At 62.2% G+C, this 14,666-nt stretch carries 14 protein-coding genes and 3 tRNA genes; 5 read left to right on the top strand and 12 right to left on the bottom strand.

Going from position 1 to position 14,666, the window contains the following annotated elements:
* The 4 genes from AC1DWQ_RS17385 to AC1DWQ_RS17370 form a co-directional block, all read right to left on the bottom strand.
* On the bottom strand, window positions 1-245 hold a 245-nt coding region (locus AC1DWQ_RS17385), incomplete at its 3' end, for a GTP-binding protein (RefSeq protein ID WP_477650650.1).
* Window positions 246-336: 91 nt separating this feature from the next.
* Window positions 337-411: transfer RNA gene (locus AC1DWQ_RS17380), tRNA-Thr, on the bottom strand.
* A gap of 64 nt (window positions 412-475) precedes the next feature.
* Window positions 476-549 (bottom strand) — tRNA-Gly (locus AC1DWQ_RS17375).
* 101 nt (window positions 550-650) lie between these two features.
* Window positions 651-736: transfer RNA gene (locus AC1DWQ_RS17370), tRNA-Tyr, on the bottom strand.
* Between the two features lie 342 nt (window positions 737-1,078).
* Here AC1DWQ_RS17370 and AC1DWQ_RS17365 point away from each other — a divergent pair.
* Window positions 1,079-2,194: a patatin-like phospholipase family protein gene (locus tag AC1DWQ_RS17365; protein WP_457282281.1), complete on the top strand. Its 1,116-nt coding sequence runs from the start codon at window positions 1,079-1,081 to the stop codon at window positions 2,192-2,194.
* A 78-nt stretch (window positions 2,195-2,272) separates the two neighbouring features.
* On the opposite strand, the gene AC1DWQ_RS17360 is transcribed toward AC1DWQ_RS17365, so the two are convergent.
* Both AC1DWQ_RS17360 and trpC read right to left on the bottom strand, forming a co-directional pair.
* On the bottom strand, window positions 2,273-3,004 hold the full coding sequence (locus AC1DWQ_RS17360; RefSeq protein ID WP_477670735.1) for a uracil-DNA glycosylase: 732 nt from the start codon (window positions 3,002-3,004) through the stop codon (window positions 2,273-2,275).
* Between the two features lie 11 nt (window positions 3,005-3,015).
* Window positions 3,016-3,822: an indole-3-glycerol phosphate synthase TrpC gene (trpC, locus tag AC1DWQ_RS17355; RefSeq protein WP_477670734.1), complete on the bottom strand. Its 807-nt coding sequence runs from the start codon at window positions 3,820-3,822 to the stop codon at window positions 3,016-3,018.
* A 182-nt stretch (window positions 3,823-4,004) separates the two neighbouring features.
* Between trpC and AC1DWQ_RS17350 the strand changes: the two genes are divergently transcribed.
* From AC1DWQ_RS17350 to AC1DWQ_RS17335, 4 genes are all read left to right on the top strand, one after another.
* Window positions 4,005-4,784, top strand: coding sequence for an inositol monophosphatase family protein (locus tag AC1DWQ_RS17350; protein WP_477670733.1), 780 nt, complete (start codon window positions 4,005-4,007; stop codon window positions 4,782-4,784).
* Between the two features lie 66 nt (window positions 4,785-4,850).
* On the top strand, window positions 4,851-5,891 hold the full coding sequence (locus AC1DWQ_RS17345) for an ABC transporter substrate-binding protein (protein ID WP_477670732.1): 1,041 nt from the start codon (window positions 4,851-4,853) through the stop codon (window positions 5,889-5,891).
* Window positions 5,892-5,943: 52 nt separating this feature from the next.
* On the top strand, window positions 5,944-7,863 hold the full coding sequence (locus AC1DWQ_RS17340) for an ABC transporter permease (protein ID WP_477670731.1): 1,920 nt from the start codon (window positions 5,944-5,946) through the stop codon (window positions 7,861-7,863).
* A gap of 57 nt (window positions 7,864-7,920) precedes the next feature.
* A complete protein-coding gene (locus AC1DWQ_RS17335; protein WP_477670730.1) occupies window positions 7,921-8,982 on the top strand; it encodes an ABC transporter ATP-binding protein in 1,062 nt (353 codons plus the stop codon).
* A gap of 33 nt (window positions 8,983-9,015) precedes the next feature.
* On the opposite strand, the gene trpD is transcribed toward AC1DWQ_RS17335, so the two are convergent.
* Genes trpD through trpE form a run of 6 tightly spaced genes read right to left on the bottom strand, consistent with a single transcriptional unit; the run spans window position 9,016 to window position 14,261 of the window.
* Complete coding sequence (gene trpD, locus AC1DWQ_RS17330; protein ID WP_477670729.1) at window positions 9,016-10,056, bottom strand: anthranilate phosphoribosyltransferase; 1,041 nt, start codon at window positions 10,054-10,056, stop codon at window positions 9,016-9,018.
* A gap of 42 nt (window positions 10,057-10,098) precedes the next feature.
* On the bottom strand, window positions 10,099-10,749 hold the full coding sequence (locus tag AC1DWQ_RS17325; protein WP_477670728.1) for a LysE family translocator: 651 nt from the start codon (window positions 10,747-10,749) through the stop codon (window positions 10,099-10,101).
* 9 nt (window positions 10,750-10,758) lie between these two features.
* Window positions 10,759-11,802 carry a low-specificity L-threonine aldolase gene (gene ltaE, locus AC1DWQ_RS17320; protein ID WP_477670727.1) on the bottom strand — a complete coding sequence of 348 codons (1,044 nt, stop codon included), beginning with the start codon at window positions 11,800-11,802 and terminating at the stop codon, window positions 10,759-10,761.
* A 60-nt stretch (window positions 11,803-11,862) separates the two neighbouring features.
* Window positions 11,863-12,441 carry an aminodeoxychorismate/anthranilate synthase component II gene (locus AC1DWQ_RS17315; RefSeq protein WP_477670726.1) on the bottom strand — a complete coding sequence of 193 codons (579 nt, stop codon included), beginning with the start codon at window positions 12,439-12,441 and terminating at the stop codon, window positions 11,863-11,865.
* Window positions 12,442-12,444: 3 nt separating this feature from the next.
* The gene (locus AC1DWQ_RS17310; RefSeq protein WP_477670725.1) at window positions 12,445-12,765 is read right to left on the bottom strand and encodes a chorismate mutase; all 321 of its coding nucleotides are present in this window, start codon (window positions 12,763-12,765) and stop codon (window positions 12,445-12,447) included.
* Complete coding sequence (gene trpE, locus AC1DWQ_RS17305) at window positions 12,762-14,261, bottom strand: anthranilate synthase component I (protein WP_477670724.1); 1,500 nt, start codon at window positions 14,259-14,261, stop codon at window positions 12,762-12,764. The genes AC1DWQ_RS17310 and trpE overlap by 4 nt, the downstream gene beginning before the upstream one ends.
* Window positions 14,262-14,666 lie beyond the last annotated feature (405 nt).

The following is a 14,666-nucleotide window of genomic DNA, read 5'->3' as shown; positions in this document are numbered from 1 at the left end:
CAGTCGACGTGGGCGTAGTGGCGGTTGGCCGTTTCGTACTCGACGTGGGCGGTGTTGATGGTGATGCCGCGTGCCTTTTCTTCGGGTGCCGCGTCAATTTGGTCGTAGCCCTTGGCTTCGCCGCCGAACTTGGATGCCAGAACGGTCGTGATCGCCGCCGTCAGCGTCGTCTTGCCATGGTCCACGTGGCCAATCGTGCCTACGTTGACGTGCGGCTTGGTCCGCTCAAATTTGCCTTTTGCCATTTTTTCAACTCCAGAAATTTATAAAGAGTTACAAAACCAGTTACCACTACAGCCTGCAACAGCGCCTCGTACGCCGCACCGACTCAAAATTTGGTGCCCTTTGCGGGAATCGGACCCGCGACCTCTCCCTTACCAAGGGAGTGCTCTACCACTGAGCCAAAAGGGCTGAACTCAAAACCAAAATTGCAATCTGGCGCAAGATTCAAAAGCAGAACCATAAAGCAGCTTTATGGAGCGGGAGACGGGAATCGAACCCGCGTCATTAGCTTGGAAGGCTAGGGTTCTACCATTGAACTACTCCCGCGCAGCTCTGCCAATTCAACTCACACCAAAATCACTCACGACCCAAAACACGCTTTACGCGACTTTCTTGCGCCGCCCGCTTGCCAAAATCAAAACAAAATCTGGTGGATGAGGCTGGATTCGAACCAGCGTAGGCGTTAGCCAACAGATTTACAGTCTGCCCCCTTTAGCCACTCGGGCACCCATCCTTCAAGCGAACCTCGGATTATGCCACGGTTTTATGTCGGACGAAATGCCAAGGCATGGCAAAAAGCATTAAAAAAGCTGCCGCATGCCTCGCCAGCGCATCTCCCGACCACACCTTCACCCCGGGATGCCCCTGGGTACCGCGGAAAGCCCCCCGAAAACGCGGCATAACCCGGTCCGGCCCTAATCCCCAGACCCTGCCGCCCTCCCATGGCGGCTGCGGCCAGGCTTCGGGCATGATGTGTCAGCCTTTCATCAATGCCAGAGTGAATCGCATGGATATTGCCGTCCCGGGCACCCTCCCGCGCCACCGGCCAACCTGGATAACGTGAGACCGTCTACTCATGAGCACTGTCACCGTACCCGCACTTCCCTCCTCCCCCGCTGAGCCGTCTTCCCTGCGCCGGGTCAATCTTGCTTTGCAAGGTGGCGGATCACACGGCGCATTCACCTGGGGGGTGCTGGATGCCCTGCTGGCGGACGAGCGCATCGAGTTTGACGGCATCAGCGGCGCCAGCGCCGGGGCGGTCAACGCCGTGGCGCTGGCACACGGATTCGCTACCGCCCAAAAAGACAACTCCCCCGAAAAAACCAACCCGCGGGAGGCGGCACGTGCGTCCCTCAGCCGGGTCTGGCAGGGCGTTGCCGCCATGGGCAGCCTCGGCTCCATGGCTGACAGCATCAGCAAGATGCTCATTGGGGGCTGGGCCGCCAATAAAGTGAGTGCAAACTTAATGAATAGCGCAATGACACAGTGGATGTCACCCTACCAGTCCAATCCGCTGGACATCAACCCTTTGCGCAAACTGCTGGAGGCAGAAATCGACTTTCACGCCATTGCGGCCATGCACACAACCAAGGCCTTCGTATCGGCGACCCATGTCACCACCGGTCGGGCAGAGATCTTTGCCGGCAAGCGCCTGACTTTGCAGGCGGTGATGGCTTCCACCTGCCTGCCCACGCTGTTTCAGGCGGTTGAAATCGATGACCAGCACTATTGGGATGGCGGGTTCTCGAGCAATCCCTCGCTGCTGCCGCTCATCAGTGATTGCAGCAGCCGCGACATCATTGTTGTGCAGATCAACCCCTTGCGGCGCCCCGAGATTCCCCACACGCCTCACGACATCGCGGACCGGGTGAACGAGCTGACCTTCAACGCCAGCCTGCTGTCCCAGATGCGCACCATCGACTTCATCAACCGCCTGCTGGCCGATGGCCGCTTGCAGGAGGGCGAGAAATACAAGAGCCTGCTGCTGCACCGCATCGACGGCGGCGAGGCGCTGGAAAGCCTGCCCTCGTCCAGCAAGATGTCGGCCGACACGGCCATGATCGAAAAACTGTTTGAGATGGGCCAGGGCGCAGCCAAGCGTTGGCTGCGCCGTCATTTTGAGGCGCTGGGCCTGCAAAGCACAGTCAATATCCGGCGCGACTACGTGGGCAGCCTTCCGGCGGAGTTTTAGCCCATCTTCAGAATTTAAGACTTTTCGGCCTTCCGACCAGGCGGGACGAGCGCAAGCAGCTATCAAAACAATAGCAGCCTAGACCTTCGGATGTGCGTCACGCCATTCGCGCGCCTGTGAGAAATGGCCGCAACCGATAAAAGGCAAGGGTGGCCGCATCGCCGACAGCGGCGACGGGTGGTTGGCCACCAGCACCTTGTGGCGCTTCGCATCAATCAATGCCCGCTTGCTCTGGGCATGTGCCCCCCACAGCATGAAGACCACCGGGTGGTCGCCTTCCGCGACCTGGCGGATCAGTGTGTCGGTCAATACTTCCCAGCCCTTGCCGGCGTGGCTGGCCGGCAGCCCTTCCTCAACTGTGAGGCAGGTGTTGAGCAACAGCACCCCATGGGTCGCCCACTTCACCAGGCTGCCGCCGGGCACCGGAAACTGGGGCGGGGGCGTACCCAGGTCGCGTTGCAGCTCCTTGAAGATATTGCGCAGTGAGGGCGGCAGGGCGACGCCGGGGGCGACGGAAAACGCCAGTCCCTCGGCCTGCCCCAACCCATGGTACGGATCCTGGCCGAGGATGACCACGCGCACGTCTTCGGGCGGCGTGAGCTCCAGCGCGCGCAGCGGCTGGGGCGGGAAGATCGTCGCGCCTTCCGCCAGGCGGCCTCGCAAAAAGCCCAGCAACCTCTGGCCGGTCGGACTGCCAAAAAATGCATCGGTAGTCGGCCGCCAGCCGGGCGCCACCGGCCATGCGGCGGGGTCAGCAGTGGTGAGCCGATTGGGCAAGGGCGCCTTCATGGCGTCAAGCAGCTGGTTCATGGCTTTACAGCCTATCTTTTACCGAACAATTGAGCCAGCGCAAGGCCGGGTTCTTCCGCGCGCATGAATGCCTCGCCGACCAGGAATGCATTCACACCTGCCTGGCGCATGCGCTGCACGTCCGCTGGCGTGGCAATGCCCGACTCGGTAATCAGCAGGCGGTCCGCCGGCACCCTGGCCAGCATGCCCAGCGTGGTGTCCAGCGAGACCTCGAAAGTTTTGAGGTTGCGGTTGTTGATGCCGATCAGCGGCGTCTTGAGCTTGAGCGCACGCTCCAGTTCGGCTTCGTCGTGTACCTCGACCAGCACCGCCATGTCCAGCGACATCGCCAGCGCTTCAAGCGATTGCATCTGCGCGTCGTCCAGGCAGGCCGCAATCAACAGAATGCAATCGGCACCCATGACGCGCGCTTCATACACCTGGTAAGGATCCACCATGAAGTCTTTGCGCAGCACCGGCAGACTGCAGGAGGCCCGCGCCTGCTTCAGGTAATCAATGCTGCCCTGGAAGAACTGCTTGTCGGTCAGCACCGAAAGGCAGGCGGCGCTGATCTCGCCATCACCTTCGGCATAGCTTTGCGCGATATCGGCTGGAATGAAGTCGGCGCGCAGCACGCCTTTGGACGGGCTGGCCTTCTTGATTTCGGCAATCACCGCGGGCTGACCCGCTGCGATCTTGGCGCGCAGCGCACCCACAAAGTCACGCGTCAGGACACGCGATTCGGCATCTTCGCGCATCACGTCCAGCGGTTTGCGGCGGATGGCATCGGCAATTTCTTGGCGTTTGATGGCGATGATTTGGTTCAGGATATCGGACATGCCCCGATTTTGGCAGATGCGGCCAGACCTCCCGCAGGAGTCCGCCTTGGCGGTGTTAGCGCAAACCCGCTACAACCGGACGCGTCCCGGCACTAGTATTTCCCTTCGCCCGCTTTGACCGCCCTTGCCTGACCGGGCTCGCGCACAAGGTGTACCTCCATCGGATAGCCATACACCCTCTCATGACCGCACTTACTGATGCCATTGAAGAAATTGTCCGTTCGGCCGGCGCCATGATGCGCAACGCCTTCAACGCGCCGGACAAGCCTGCCTATTCGCTCAAAGGCCGGCAGGACTACCTGACCGTCACCGACGGCGCGGTAGAACAGTATGTGCGCGCGGAGATCGAACGGCGCTTTCCGGGAGATGCCGTGCTGGGGGAAGAAGCAGGAGGAGAAACCGGCGGCGCAGCTCGCCTCTGGATTGTCGACCCGGTGGATGGAACGGCGAATTTCGCCCGGGCCATCCCGCACTTCTGCATTTCCCTGTGCCTCATGGTCAACGGCGAGCTCGAGGCCGGCGCCATCTATGAGCCCATGCACGATGAGCTCTTCATTGCGCAACGCGGCCACGGCGCGTGGTGCAACGGCGTGCGGCTTCAGGTGAGCGAACAGGTCGAGCTGTCCGCCTCTTCCGTCGAAATTGGCTGGTCTCCGCGCCGATCACCGGATTCATACCTCGCGCTGGTCAGCCGGTGCATGCATGCGGGCTGTTCGGTGCGCCGCGCGGGTTCCGGCGCGCTGGGGCTGGCCTATGTGGCCGCCGGGCGATGCGAAGCCTACGCCGAGGCGCATATCAATTCATGGGACGTCGCAGCCGGCCTGCTACTGGTCCGGGAAGCCGGCGGCCGCGTCAACGACTTCTGGGCCGACAACGGCCTGGCCCAGGGAAACCCGGTGCTGGCGACCAACGCCAGACTGGCTTCGGAACTAAGCGTTTTAACGGGTATACCGCTGCGCTGACGGCTGCTAAGGTGGCTTCAACGCCGTACCGCAGGCGCCATTGACGACATAAAGAAGGAGACACAGATGAAACAGTTCACATTCAAATCACTTTTTCCAGGATTGGTTCTGGCGGCCGCGGCCTGCGCCATGTCGTCCCCCGCCCGCGCAGCCGAAGAACTGGTGGTTTACTGCAACGTCCAGGAAGAATGGTGCCGGCCCATGGTGACGGCCTTCGAAAAGGCCACCGGCATCAAGGTGTCGATGACACGCAAGAGCTCGGGCGAAACTTACGCCCAGATCAAGGCTGAAGCAGCCAACCCGCGCGGTGACGTGTGGTGGGGTGGCACGGGCGACCCTCATCTTCAGGCCGCCGAGGAAGGTTTGACCGAGCCCTACAAGTCGCCGAAGCTGGCTGATCTGCACCCTTGGGCCGTGAAGCAAGCCGAGGCCTCCAAGTACCGCACGGTCGGCGTTTATGCAGGCGCCCTGGGGTTCAGCTTCAATACCGTCGAGCTGGCCAAACGCAAATTGCCCGAACCCAAATGCTGGGCCGACCTGATCAAGCCGGAGTTCAAGGGCGAAGTCCAGGTCGCCAACCCCAACTCGTCCGGCACCTCCTACACGCTGCTCGCCACCCTCGTGCAAATCATGGGCGAAGACAAGGCCTTCGACTACCTGAAGGCCCTTCATCGCAACATCAACCAATACACCAAGTCGGGCGCTGCGCCAGCCCGTGCGGCAGCCACCGGCGAAAGCATGATCGGCATCACCTTTCTGCACGACGCCGTCACGCACGCCGTGGCAGGCGCTCCACTGAAGGTGGTCGCACCGTGCGAGGGTACGGGCTACGAGATCGGCAGCATGAGCATCATCAAGGGTGCCAAAAATCTGGCCAACGCCAAAAAATGGTACGACTGGGCCCTGACACCTGAAGCGCAGGACATTGCCACGGTCGCGCATTCGTACCAGAACCCCTCCAATAAAAAAGCATCCTTGCCGCCACAGGCGCCCAAGCTGGCCGACGTCAAACTGATCGACTACAACTTCGCCAAGTACGGCGCTTCGGCCGAACGCTCGCGCCTGCTGGGCAAATGGGACAAGGACATCGGGGCACTGCCCAAGTGAGTGCTGAACACATCCCGCAATTCCATTGCTCACTGATGAATCACGTCACACCTTGACTACACCCATTGCAGTGATGGCAGCCGCCCCACGCGTGCGGGCTGATCCGCTGAGCTGGCTGCTGGCAGCACTGGGCATTGCAGCGGGCGTGCTTCTGATGCCGTGGACCCAGAGCTCAGCTTACGTTGCCGGCGGGTGCGTGCTGGCCGCCGTCGCAAGCGTGCTGGCAACACGTGCCGGCGCATTCAAGAGCGATGCCGCCATTTCCGGCATCGTCTGCATCCTGTCGCTGCTGCTGGCCATTTTTGTCATCTACCCGATCGGGCGCATGCTGCTGGCGGCTTTCGTGGACGAGCGGGGCAACTGGCTGATCCAGACCGCCGCCGCCCGGTTTTTCAGCGAAGACATCTGGGGCACGGGCTGCATCGCCGGCAACGTCAGATGCGGCGTGGCCATCAACTCCATCGTTCTGGCCACCCTCGCCGGCATCGGAAGCACGCTTTTCGGTTTCGCGCTGGCCCTGCTGGCCGAGCGGGGCGGCAGGCGTTTTCGCGGCAGCCTTCGCGTGCTCTCCATCCTGCCGGTCGTCACGCCGCCTTTTGTCATCGGCCTGGCCATCATCATCCTGTTCGGCCGAACCGGCATCGTGACTCAGCTGATGAGCGACTGGTTCGGCATTGCCCGGTCGCGCTGGATCTATGGCCTGCCCGGCGTACTGCTGGCGCAAGTGGTGTGCTTTACGCCCCTGGCTTTCCTGTTGATCAGCGGTGCGCTGCGCCTCGTCAGCCCGACGCTTGAAGAAGCGGGCCAGGTGCTGAGGGGTTCGCCATGGCATGTGTTCCGCACCGTGACCTGGCCTCTGGTGCGCCCTGCCATTGCCAATGCCTTCCTGCTGGGTTTTGTGGAAAGCCTGGCGGACTTCGCCAATCCGCTGGTGCTCTCGGGAAATTTCGAGGTACTGTCGACGAAAATTTTCTTCGCCATTGCCGGCGCGCAGCACGATGCATCACGCGCGGCTATCCTCGCCGTCACGCTGCTGCTGCTGACGGTCGGCATCTTTGCACTGCAACAGCGCTGGATCGGCAAGGCCTCCTACACATCCGTGAGCGGAAAAGGCGACAGTGGCCTGCCCGCCGCGCTGCCCACAGGCGTCAAGTGGGGCGCACTGGCGCTGGTCCTTCCCTGGGGCGTGCTGACGGTGCTGTCGTACGGCATCATCCTGATCGGCGGCGTAGTCAAGGACATCGGAAGGTTCGACCTGACACCTTCGCTGCAGCACTTCGAGACTGGCTTTGGCCTGAGTTGGGGCGCAGGTGGCCTGGTGTTTTCGGGCTCGGCGTGGAACAGCCTCTTCACCACGCTCGGCGTCGCGGCTGTTGCCGCACCTCTTACCACCGCGCTGGGCTTGCTGGGAGGCTATGTCGTAAGCCGCCACGTCTTCAAGGGCCGGCGCGCCTTCGAATTCCTGACCATGGTGAACTTCGCCGTGCCCGGCACCGTGATCGGTGTTGCCTACATCGTCGCCTTCAACGTGCCGCCGCTTGAATTCACCGGCACCTTCGCCATCATCGTGCTGTGTCTGGTGTTTCGCAACATGCCGGTGGGTGTGCGGGCCACGGTCTCGGCCCTGTCGCAGCTCGATCGTTCGCTCGACGAAGCCTCCGCCACGCTGCGCGCGAGCACATCGCGCACGTTCGCGCGGGTCATCCTTCCGCTGCTGCGTCCCGCCATCATTGCCAGCCTTGTGTTCAGTTTTACGCACGCCATCACGGCCGTCAGCGCAGTGATCTTCCTGGCGACCGCCCAGCACAACCTTTCGACGGTCTATATCGCGGGGCGTGTCGAAGTCGGCGAGTACGCGCTCGCCATTGCCTATTCGTCGGTGCTTATCGTGATCATGCTGGCCTGCGTCCTGCTCATCCAGCGTTTCATCGGCAATGCGGAGCTGGGGCGGCGCGCGGTGTCCACCGCCTGAGCCTCTGGGTCATCGTCACATCTTTTTCGTTTCACTTTTTTTTAAGCAGGCCCTGCCATGAACCCGTCCCCCGCCGCAGTGGAGTTTCAAGGCGTCGTCAAGCGTTTCGGCAAGGTGGTTGCGCTGCATCCACTTGACCTCACCATCGACAAGGCAGAGCTGGTGACCCTGCTGGGGCCTTCCGGTTGCGGCAAGACAACACTGCTGCGGCTGATCGCAGGCCTCGAGCTACCTTCCGAGGGCGTGATCCGCATCGATGGCCGGGACGTCACCGGCAGGTCGGCGAACCAGCGCGACGTGAGCCTGGTTTTCCAGTCTTATGCGTTGTTCCCGCACATGAGCGCGCTGGAGAACGTGTGCTACGGCCTGCTCGCCTCCGGCATGAAGAAACCGCAGGCCGTGGCGTTGGCAAAAACCAAAATGGACCTGCTCGGCATTGCCGACTACGCCGATCGGCTCTCGTCGGAGCTGTCCGGTGGGCAGCAGCAGCGCGTGGCAGTGGCACGGTCACTGGTGCTGGAGCCGGCCGTGCTGATGTTTGACGAACCCTTGTCGAACCTGGATGCCAAACTGCGCCGCAAGGTACGCCAGGATATCCGCGACCTTCAGCAGAACCTGCAACTCACCGTGGTTTACGTCACGCACGACCAGGAAGAGGCGCTGGCGGTGTCAGACCGCATTGTGGTCATGCAAAAGGGACGCATTGCGACGATGGGCGCGCCGCGCGATTTGTACGAGGCGCCCGTCTCAAGTTTTGTGGCGGACTTCATCGGCGACGCCAACCTGATCAACGGCGAGCTGGTCACAGTGCAAGGCCAGCATTTCTTCCGCGCCGACCAGGTTGATGTGCGGGTTGTCCCGCCGCCAGGCATGCCGGACGGCGCCGTGGCCCTGGCCATACGCCCACACCGCATCCGTATCGGCGAACTGGAAGCAAGCACACTGACAGGAAAAGTCCTGCGGCAGGCTTACCTGGGTAGCCGGATCGAAAGCGTGGTGCTCACGCCGCTGGGTGAACTGCTGGTGTTCAGTGACGCCCTGCTGAGCGTGGCCGAGCCAGGCAGCACGGTCGGCCTGCATTTTGCCGCAACCGACGCGCGCGTGACCGCACGGGAATAGATAGCTGCGCAGCCATGCGCCGCCGGCAAGCCGTCAGGCGAGCTTCTGGCTGTGGCTGACCAGCTGATCGAGCTTGGCCCTGGCCGCGCCCGACTCCAGCGCAGCGCGGGCCAGCACGATGCCAGCCTTCATGGAATCGGCCACATTGGCGGCATACAGCGCCGCCCCGGCGTTCAGGACCACAATGTCGCGCGCAGCACCCGGCTGGTTGTCGAGTACACCCTGCAGCATGGCCTTCGACTGCTCGGGCGTTTCCACGCGCAACGCGCGATTGCTGGCCATAGGCATGTCGAAGTCTTCAGGGTGGATTTCGTATTCGGTGATTTCGCCGTTCTTGAGCTCGCCGACCACAGTAGCCGCGCCCAGGCTGACCTCGTCCATGCCGTCCTTGCCGTAGACCACCAGCGCGTGCTCGGCACCCAGGCGCTGCAAAGCGCGGACCTGGATACCAACCAGGTCCGAATGAAACACGCCCATCAGGATGTTGGGTGCACTGGCCGGGTTGGTCAAGGGGCCCAGGATATTGAAGATGGTGCGCACGCCGAGTTCCTTGCGGATGGGCGCAACGTTCTTCATGGCAGGATGGTGGTTGGGTGCGAACATGAAGCCCACACCGACCTCGTCGATGCACTTCGCAATGGCTTCGGGCGACAGGCCGATATGGATGCCCAGCGACTCGATCACGTCGGCGCTGCCCGACTTGCTGCTGACACTGCGCCCGCCGTGCTTGCTGACCTTGGCGCCGGCTGCCGCCGCCACAAACATGGAACAGGTCGAGATGTTGAAGGTGTGCGAGCCGTCACCACCGGTGCCGACGATGTCGACCAGATGGGTTTTGTCGGCCACATTGACCTTGGTCGAAAACTCGCGCATCACCTGCGCGGCGGCCGTGATCTCGCCGATGGTTTCTTTCTTCACGCGCAGGCCGGTGATGAGCGCAGCCATCATGACGGGCGACATCTCGCCGCTCATGATCAGCCGCATGATGTGCAGCATCTCGTCGTGGAAGATTTCGCGGTGCTCGATGGTGCGCTGCAGGGCTTCTTGCGGCGTGATCTTGTGGGTGTTGGGCATGACGCGTCTCGCTTCTTCGTTCTGGAGCTATATAGAACCGGTTCAGTTGGCCGGATGATCGGTAAAGGCCAGCTTGAGGCCGAATGCGATGAACATGGCGCCGGCCGCGCGGTCCAGCCAGTGCATGCCGCGCTGCACGGCATCGCGCCGGGCCATCCAGGCAGCCGCCAGGGCCCAGCCCGAATTGACCGGGATGGCGTTCAAATTGAACAGCACGCCCAACAACACAAAGGCCAGGGCCTTGTTGTCAGTGCCGGGCGCGATGAACTGCGGCACGAAGGCCAGGAAAAAAATCGCCACCTTGGGGTTCAGCACATTGGTCCAGAAGCCTCCCATGAAGACGGCTTTCAGGCGCCGCTCCGGCTGGGCGGCAGCCGCCGCGGCGAGGTCGGTGGTGGCCTGCGGCGCCCTGGAAAACAAAATTTTCGCGCCTATCCACAGCAGGTACGCCGCGCCTATCCACTTAAGCACGGTAAATGCCGTGGCCGAAGTCGCAAGCAAGGCACCGACGCCCACGGCCGCCGCGAAGATGTGGACGAAGCAACCAGCCGTAATGCCGAGGCCGGCAACAATGCCGGCGCGCGCGCCCGAGCGCAGTGAATTGGTCACGATATAAAGCACGTCCGGGCCCGGCGTCAGGTTCAGCAGCCAGCCAGCCGCGATGAAAATCAACAGGTGTTGAAAGTCAGGCATGGCGTACTCCTAATGGTTGAAGAATTGCCGGATGGCGGCCACAGCGCGGTCTACGCCGGCGGTGTCCACATCCAGGTGCGTGACAAAACGCAGGCGGTACATGCCGGTGTTGGCATCTATGCCGTGCGCAGCCAGGCTGGCCAGCAGCGCGTTCATGCGCTCTCGCGTGCCACCCACAACATCGGCAAAGACGATATTGGTATCGGGCGCCACCACCTGCAGTTCCGGAATGCCAGCGAGCCCGTCGGCCAGACGGCGGGCCAGTGCATGGTCTTGCGCCAGCCGGTCGACGTGGTGGTCCAGCGCGTAAGAAGCCGCGGCCGCCAGCAGGCCGGCCTGGCGCATCGCGCCGCCGGCCATCTTGCGCACGCGGTGCGCGCGGGCAATGAACTCCTTGGAGCCGCACAGGGCCGAGCCCACCGGGGCGCCCAGCCCCTTGCTGAAGCAGATCGACACCGAATCAAAACACTGGGCGATGCGGCGGGCTTCCGCTTTCACCTCACCGCCGGTCTGCTCAGCCTGGGCCGTGGCGGCATTGAAAAGGCGCGCGCCGTCCAAGTGCCGTGACAAGCCCTTGCTTTTGGCCAGTGTGGTCGCCTGCTCGACATAAGCCATCGGCAGCAACTTGCCGCCCAGCGTGTTTTCCAGCGCAAGCAAGCGGGTGCGCGCGAAATGCGCGTCGTCGGGTTTGATCGCGGCTTCAATGTCGGCCAGGGCCAGCGTGCCGTCGGGCTGGTGGTTCAGCGGCTGCGGCTGCACACTGCCGAACACCGCCGCGCCGCCGCCTTCCCAGCGGTAACAATGCGCCAGCTGGCCGACGATGTATTCGTCACCGCGCTGGCAGTGGCTCAAGATCGCGCAGAGATTGCTTTGCGTGCCTGTGGGCACAAACAGGGCCGCTTCAAAGCCCAGCAGGCCGGCGATTTTTTCCTGCAGCGCGTTGACGCTGGGGTCGTCGCCAAAAACGTCGTCCCCCAGTGGCGCCGCTTGCATGGCCTCACGCATGGCTTGCGTGGGCCGGGTGACGGTGTCGCTTCTCAAATCAATAGTCATTTCGGCCTCCAGCCCTTTTAAAATCTGCGTCAGCAGCTATAAAAACAATAGCAACGCAGGTCATGCTGTTTGCTCCAGGAAGTTCTTCAGCATGGCGTGGCCGTGCTCGGTGAGGATGGATTCCGGATGGAACTGCACACCCTGGATCGGCAACTCCGTGTGGCGCACACCCATGATCTCGCCGTCGTCGGTTCGCGCCGTGACAGTCAGCACGTCGGGGCATGAAGACTTTTCGATGGCCAGAGAGTGGTAGCGGTTCACCACAAACTGCTCGGGTAGCCCGGCGAACACGCCCTGCTGCGTGGTGGTGATGACACTGGTCTTGCCGTGCATGAGCTGCTGCGCGCGCACGATTTTGCCGCCGAAGGCCTCGCCAATGGCCTGGTGGCCCAGGCACACACCCAGAATCGGCAGCTTGCCGGCAAAGTGCTGGATGGCCGCGACGGAAATGCCGGCCACCGCCGGCGAGCAGGGGCCAGGCGACACCACCAGCAGGTCTGGCGCGCGCTCGGCGATACCGGCTACCGTGATTTCGTCGTTCCGAAAAACTTCCACCTCCGCTCCCAGCTCGCCAAAATACTGGACGATGTTGTAGGTGAAGCTGTCGTAGTTGTCGATCATCAAGAGTTTGTGCTTCATGATTCAGGTCTCCTGGCGCAGGCGTGTGAATTCGCCGCGCTCAAAGTCAATGGATGCGGCAATCATGGCGCGGTAAGCAGCCTCCACGATGGCCTCGGGGGCGCCGGCTTTGCGGGCCTGTGCGCGCACGCGCTCGATGATGAAATCGATGCGAGCCTGGTCGTACACCTGATCCGCGTTCTGCTTGATGCTCGCCGCCTGTGCCACATAAGCGCTGCGCTCGGCGATCAGCGGCACGATGCGCTCGTCCAGCGCGTCGATGTTGCGGCGCACGTCGGCCATGCTGTGGCAATGCTCGATGCCTGCGTGGGTTGGCTGGCTCATTCCAGGCCCTCCTCGACTAGCTCGGATGCCCGCAGCAGCGCGCGCGCCTTGGCTTCGGTTTCTTTCCATTCAAGTTCAGCCACCGAATCGGCCACCACACCGGCCGCCGCCTGCACATACAGCATCTGGTCCTTGATAATGCCGGTGCGGATCGCAATGGCGACATCCATGTCGCCGGCATAGCTGAGGTAACCGCAGGCGCCGCCGTAGAGGCCCCGCTTGGTCGGCTCAAGCTGGTCGATCAGCTCCATGGCATGGACCTTGGGCGCGCCGGTGAGCGTGCCGGCCGGGAAGGTGGCCTTGAGCACGTCCATGCTCGACATGCCGTCAAGCAGCGTGCCCTCCACATTGCTGACGATGTGCATCACGTGGCTGTAGCGCTCGACCGCGAAGGCTTCGGTGACTTTCACCGTGCCGGTTTTGGCGATGCGGCCAATATCGTTGCGCGCCAGGTCAATCAGCATCACGTGCTCGGCACGCTCTTTGGGGTCGTTCACCAGTTCGTGCTCCACGGCCTTGTCGGCCTCCGGCGAAGAGGCTCGGGGCCGCGTGCCCGCCAACGGCCGGATGGTGATTTTCTGCCCGTCGTCGATTTTTTCCTGGCGCACCAGAATTTCGGGAGATGCACCCACAACATGGAAGTCTCCGAAGTGGTAGTAGTACATGTAAGGCGAGGGGTTCAGTGAACGCAGTGCGCGGTACAGGCTCAGCGGCGACTCGGTGTAGCGCTTCTTGATGCGCTGGCCGACCTGCACCTGCATGAAGTCGCCCGCCTCGATCAGCCGCTTGGCGCGTTCCACGGCGGCAATGTAGTCTGCCTTGGCAAAATCGCGCTCGGCCGGATAACTCTGCGACGGTTTCACCACCGGCGCGCTGACGGAATACTTCAGCTGGTCCTTGAGCTCGCGCAGGCGCTTTTTGGCATTGGCATACGCCTCCGGCCTCGCCGGGTCGGCATAAACAATCAGGTAAAGCTTGCCCGACAGGTTGTCGATCACGGCGAGCTCTTCACACTGCAGCAACAGGATGTCGGGGCAGCCCAGCGTGTCCGGCGGACAGGAGGCTTCGAGTTTCTTTTCGACGTAACGCACGGTGTCGTAGCCGAAGTACCCCGCCAGGCCGCCGCAAAAGCGCGGCAGGCCGGGCCGCAGGGCGACCTTGAAACGCTTTTGGTAGTCGCTGATGAAGTCCAGCGGATTGGCTTTGGAGGTTTCCACAACCTTGCCGTCCGTCACCACTTCGGTCAGGGTATCTGGCCCAAAACCGGATGCCCGCACCAGCGTGCGCGCGGGAAGGCCGATAAAACTGTAGCGGCCGAACCGCTCGCCCCCCACGACCGATTCCAGCAGGAAGCTGAACTTGCCGCCGTCTCTGGAATGCGCAAGCTTGAGATAAAGGGAAAGAGGTGTTTCGAGGTCGGCAAACGCCTCGACCATCAAGGGAATGCGGTTGTAGCCCTGGCCGGCCAGGCTTTTAAATTCGAGTTCTGTGATCACGGATGAGTCCTTCGCAAGGAGGCAACGCGCTCAAAGGCGTAGCCACCTGTCATTCAAAATACCCCGAAGCATGGGGCCGGGATGCTCCGGCAGGGCCGGAGCGCATCAAGGGGGTGTCGCAAAAACCGCGGCAGATACACGGGCAAGTGGCAGTGTGCCAGCCCGCGTGCGCCTCAGGCGTGCGAGAAATGACAGGTACGCCAGGGCCAGGCTCCCCGGCCTGCACAACCTGTCTGAATGACGCGATGAATGAACATGAAGGACAAAGTGTAGCAAACAGCGGCCCATCAGGGCCTCCAGGCCAGCGCAGTTGGCAAAGTTACAACAACTGGTAGTAATGCTTATCTCGCAAACCCTCTTGTAAGGGAGGGTAGCCGCACCCAAAATGAACCCATAAAAAAAAGA

Source organism: Polaromonas sp. P2_G11 (assembly GCF_056403595.1).
The sequence above is the reverse complement of the archived record's forward strand: the minus strand, read 5'-3'. Positions and strand labels throughout refer to the sequence as shown.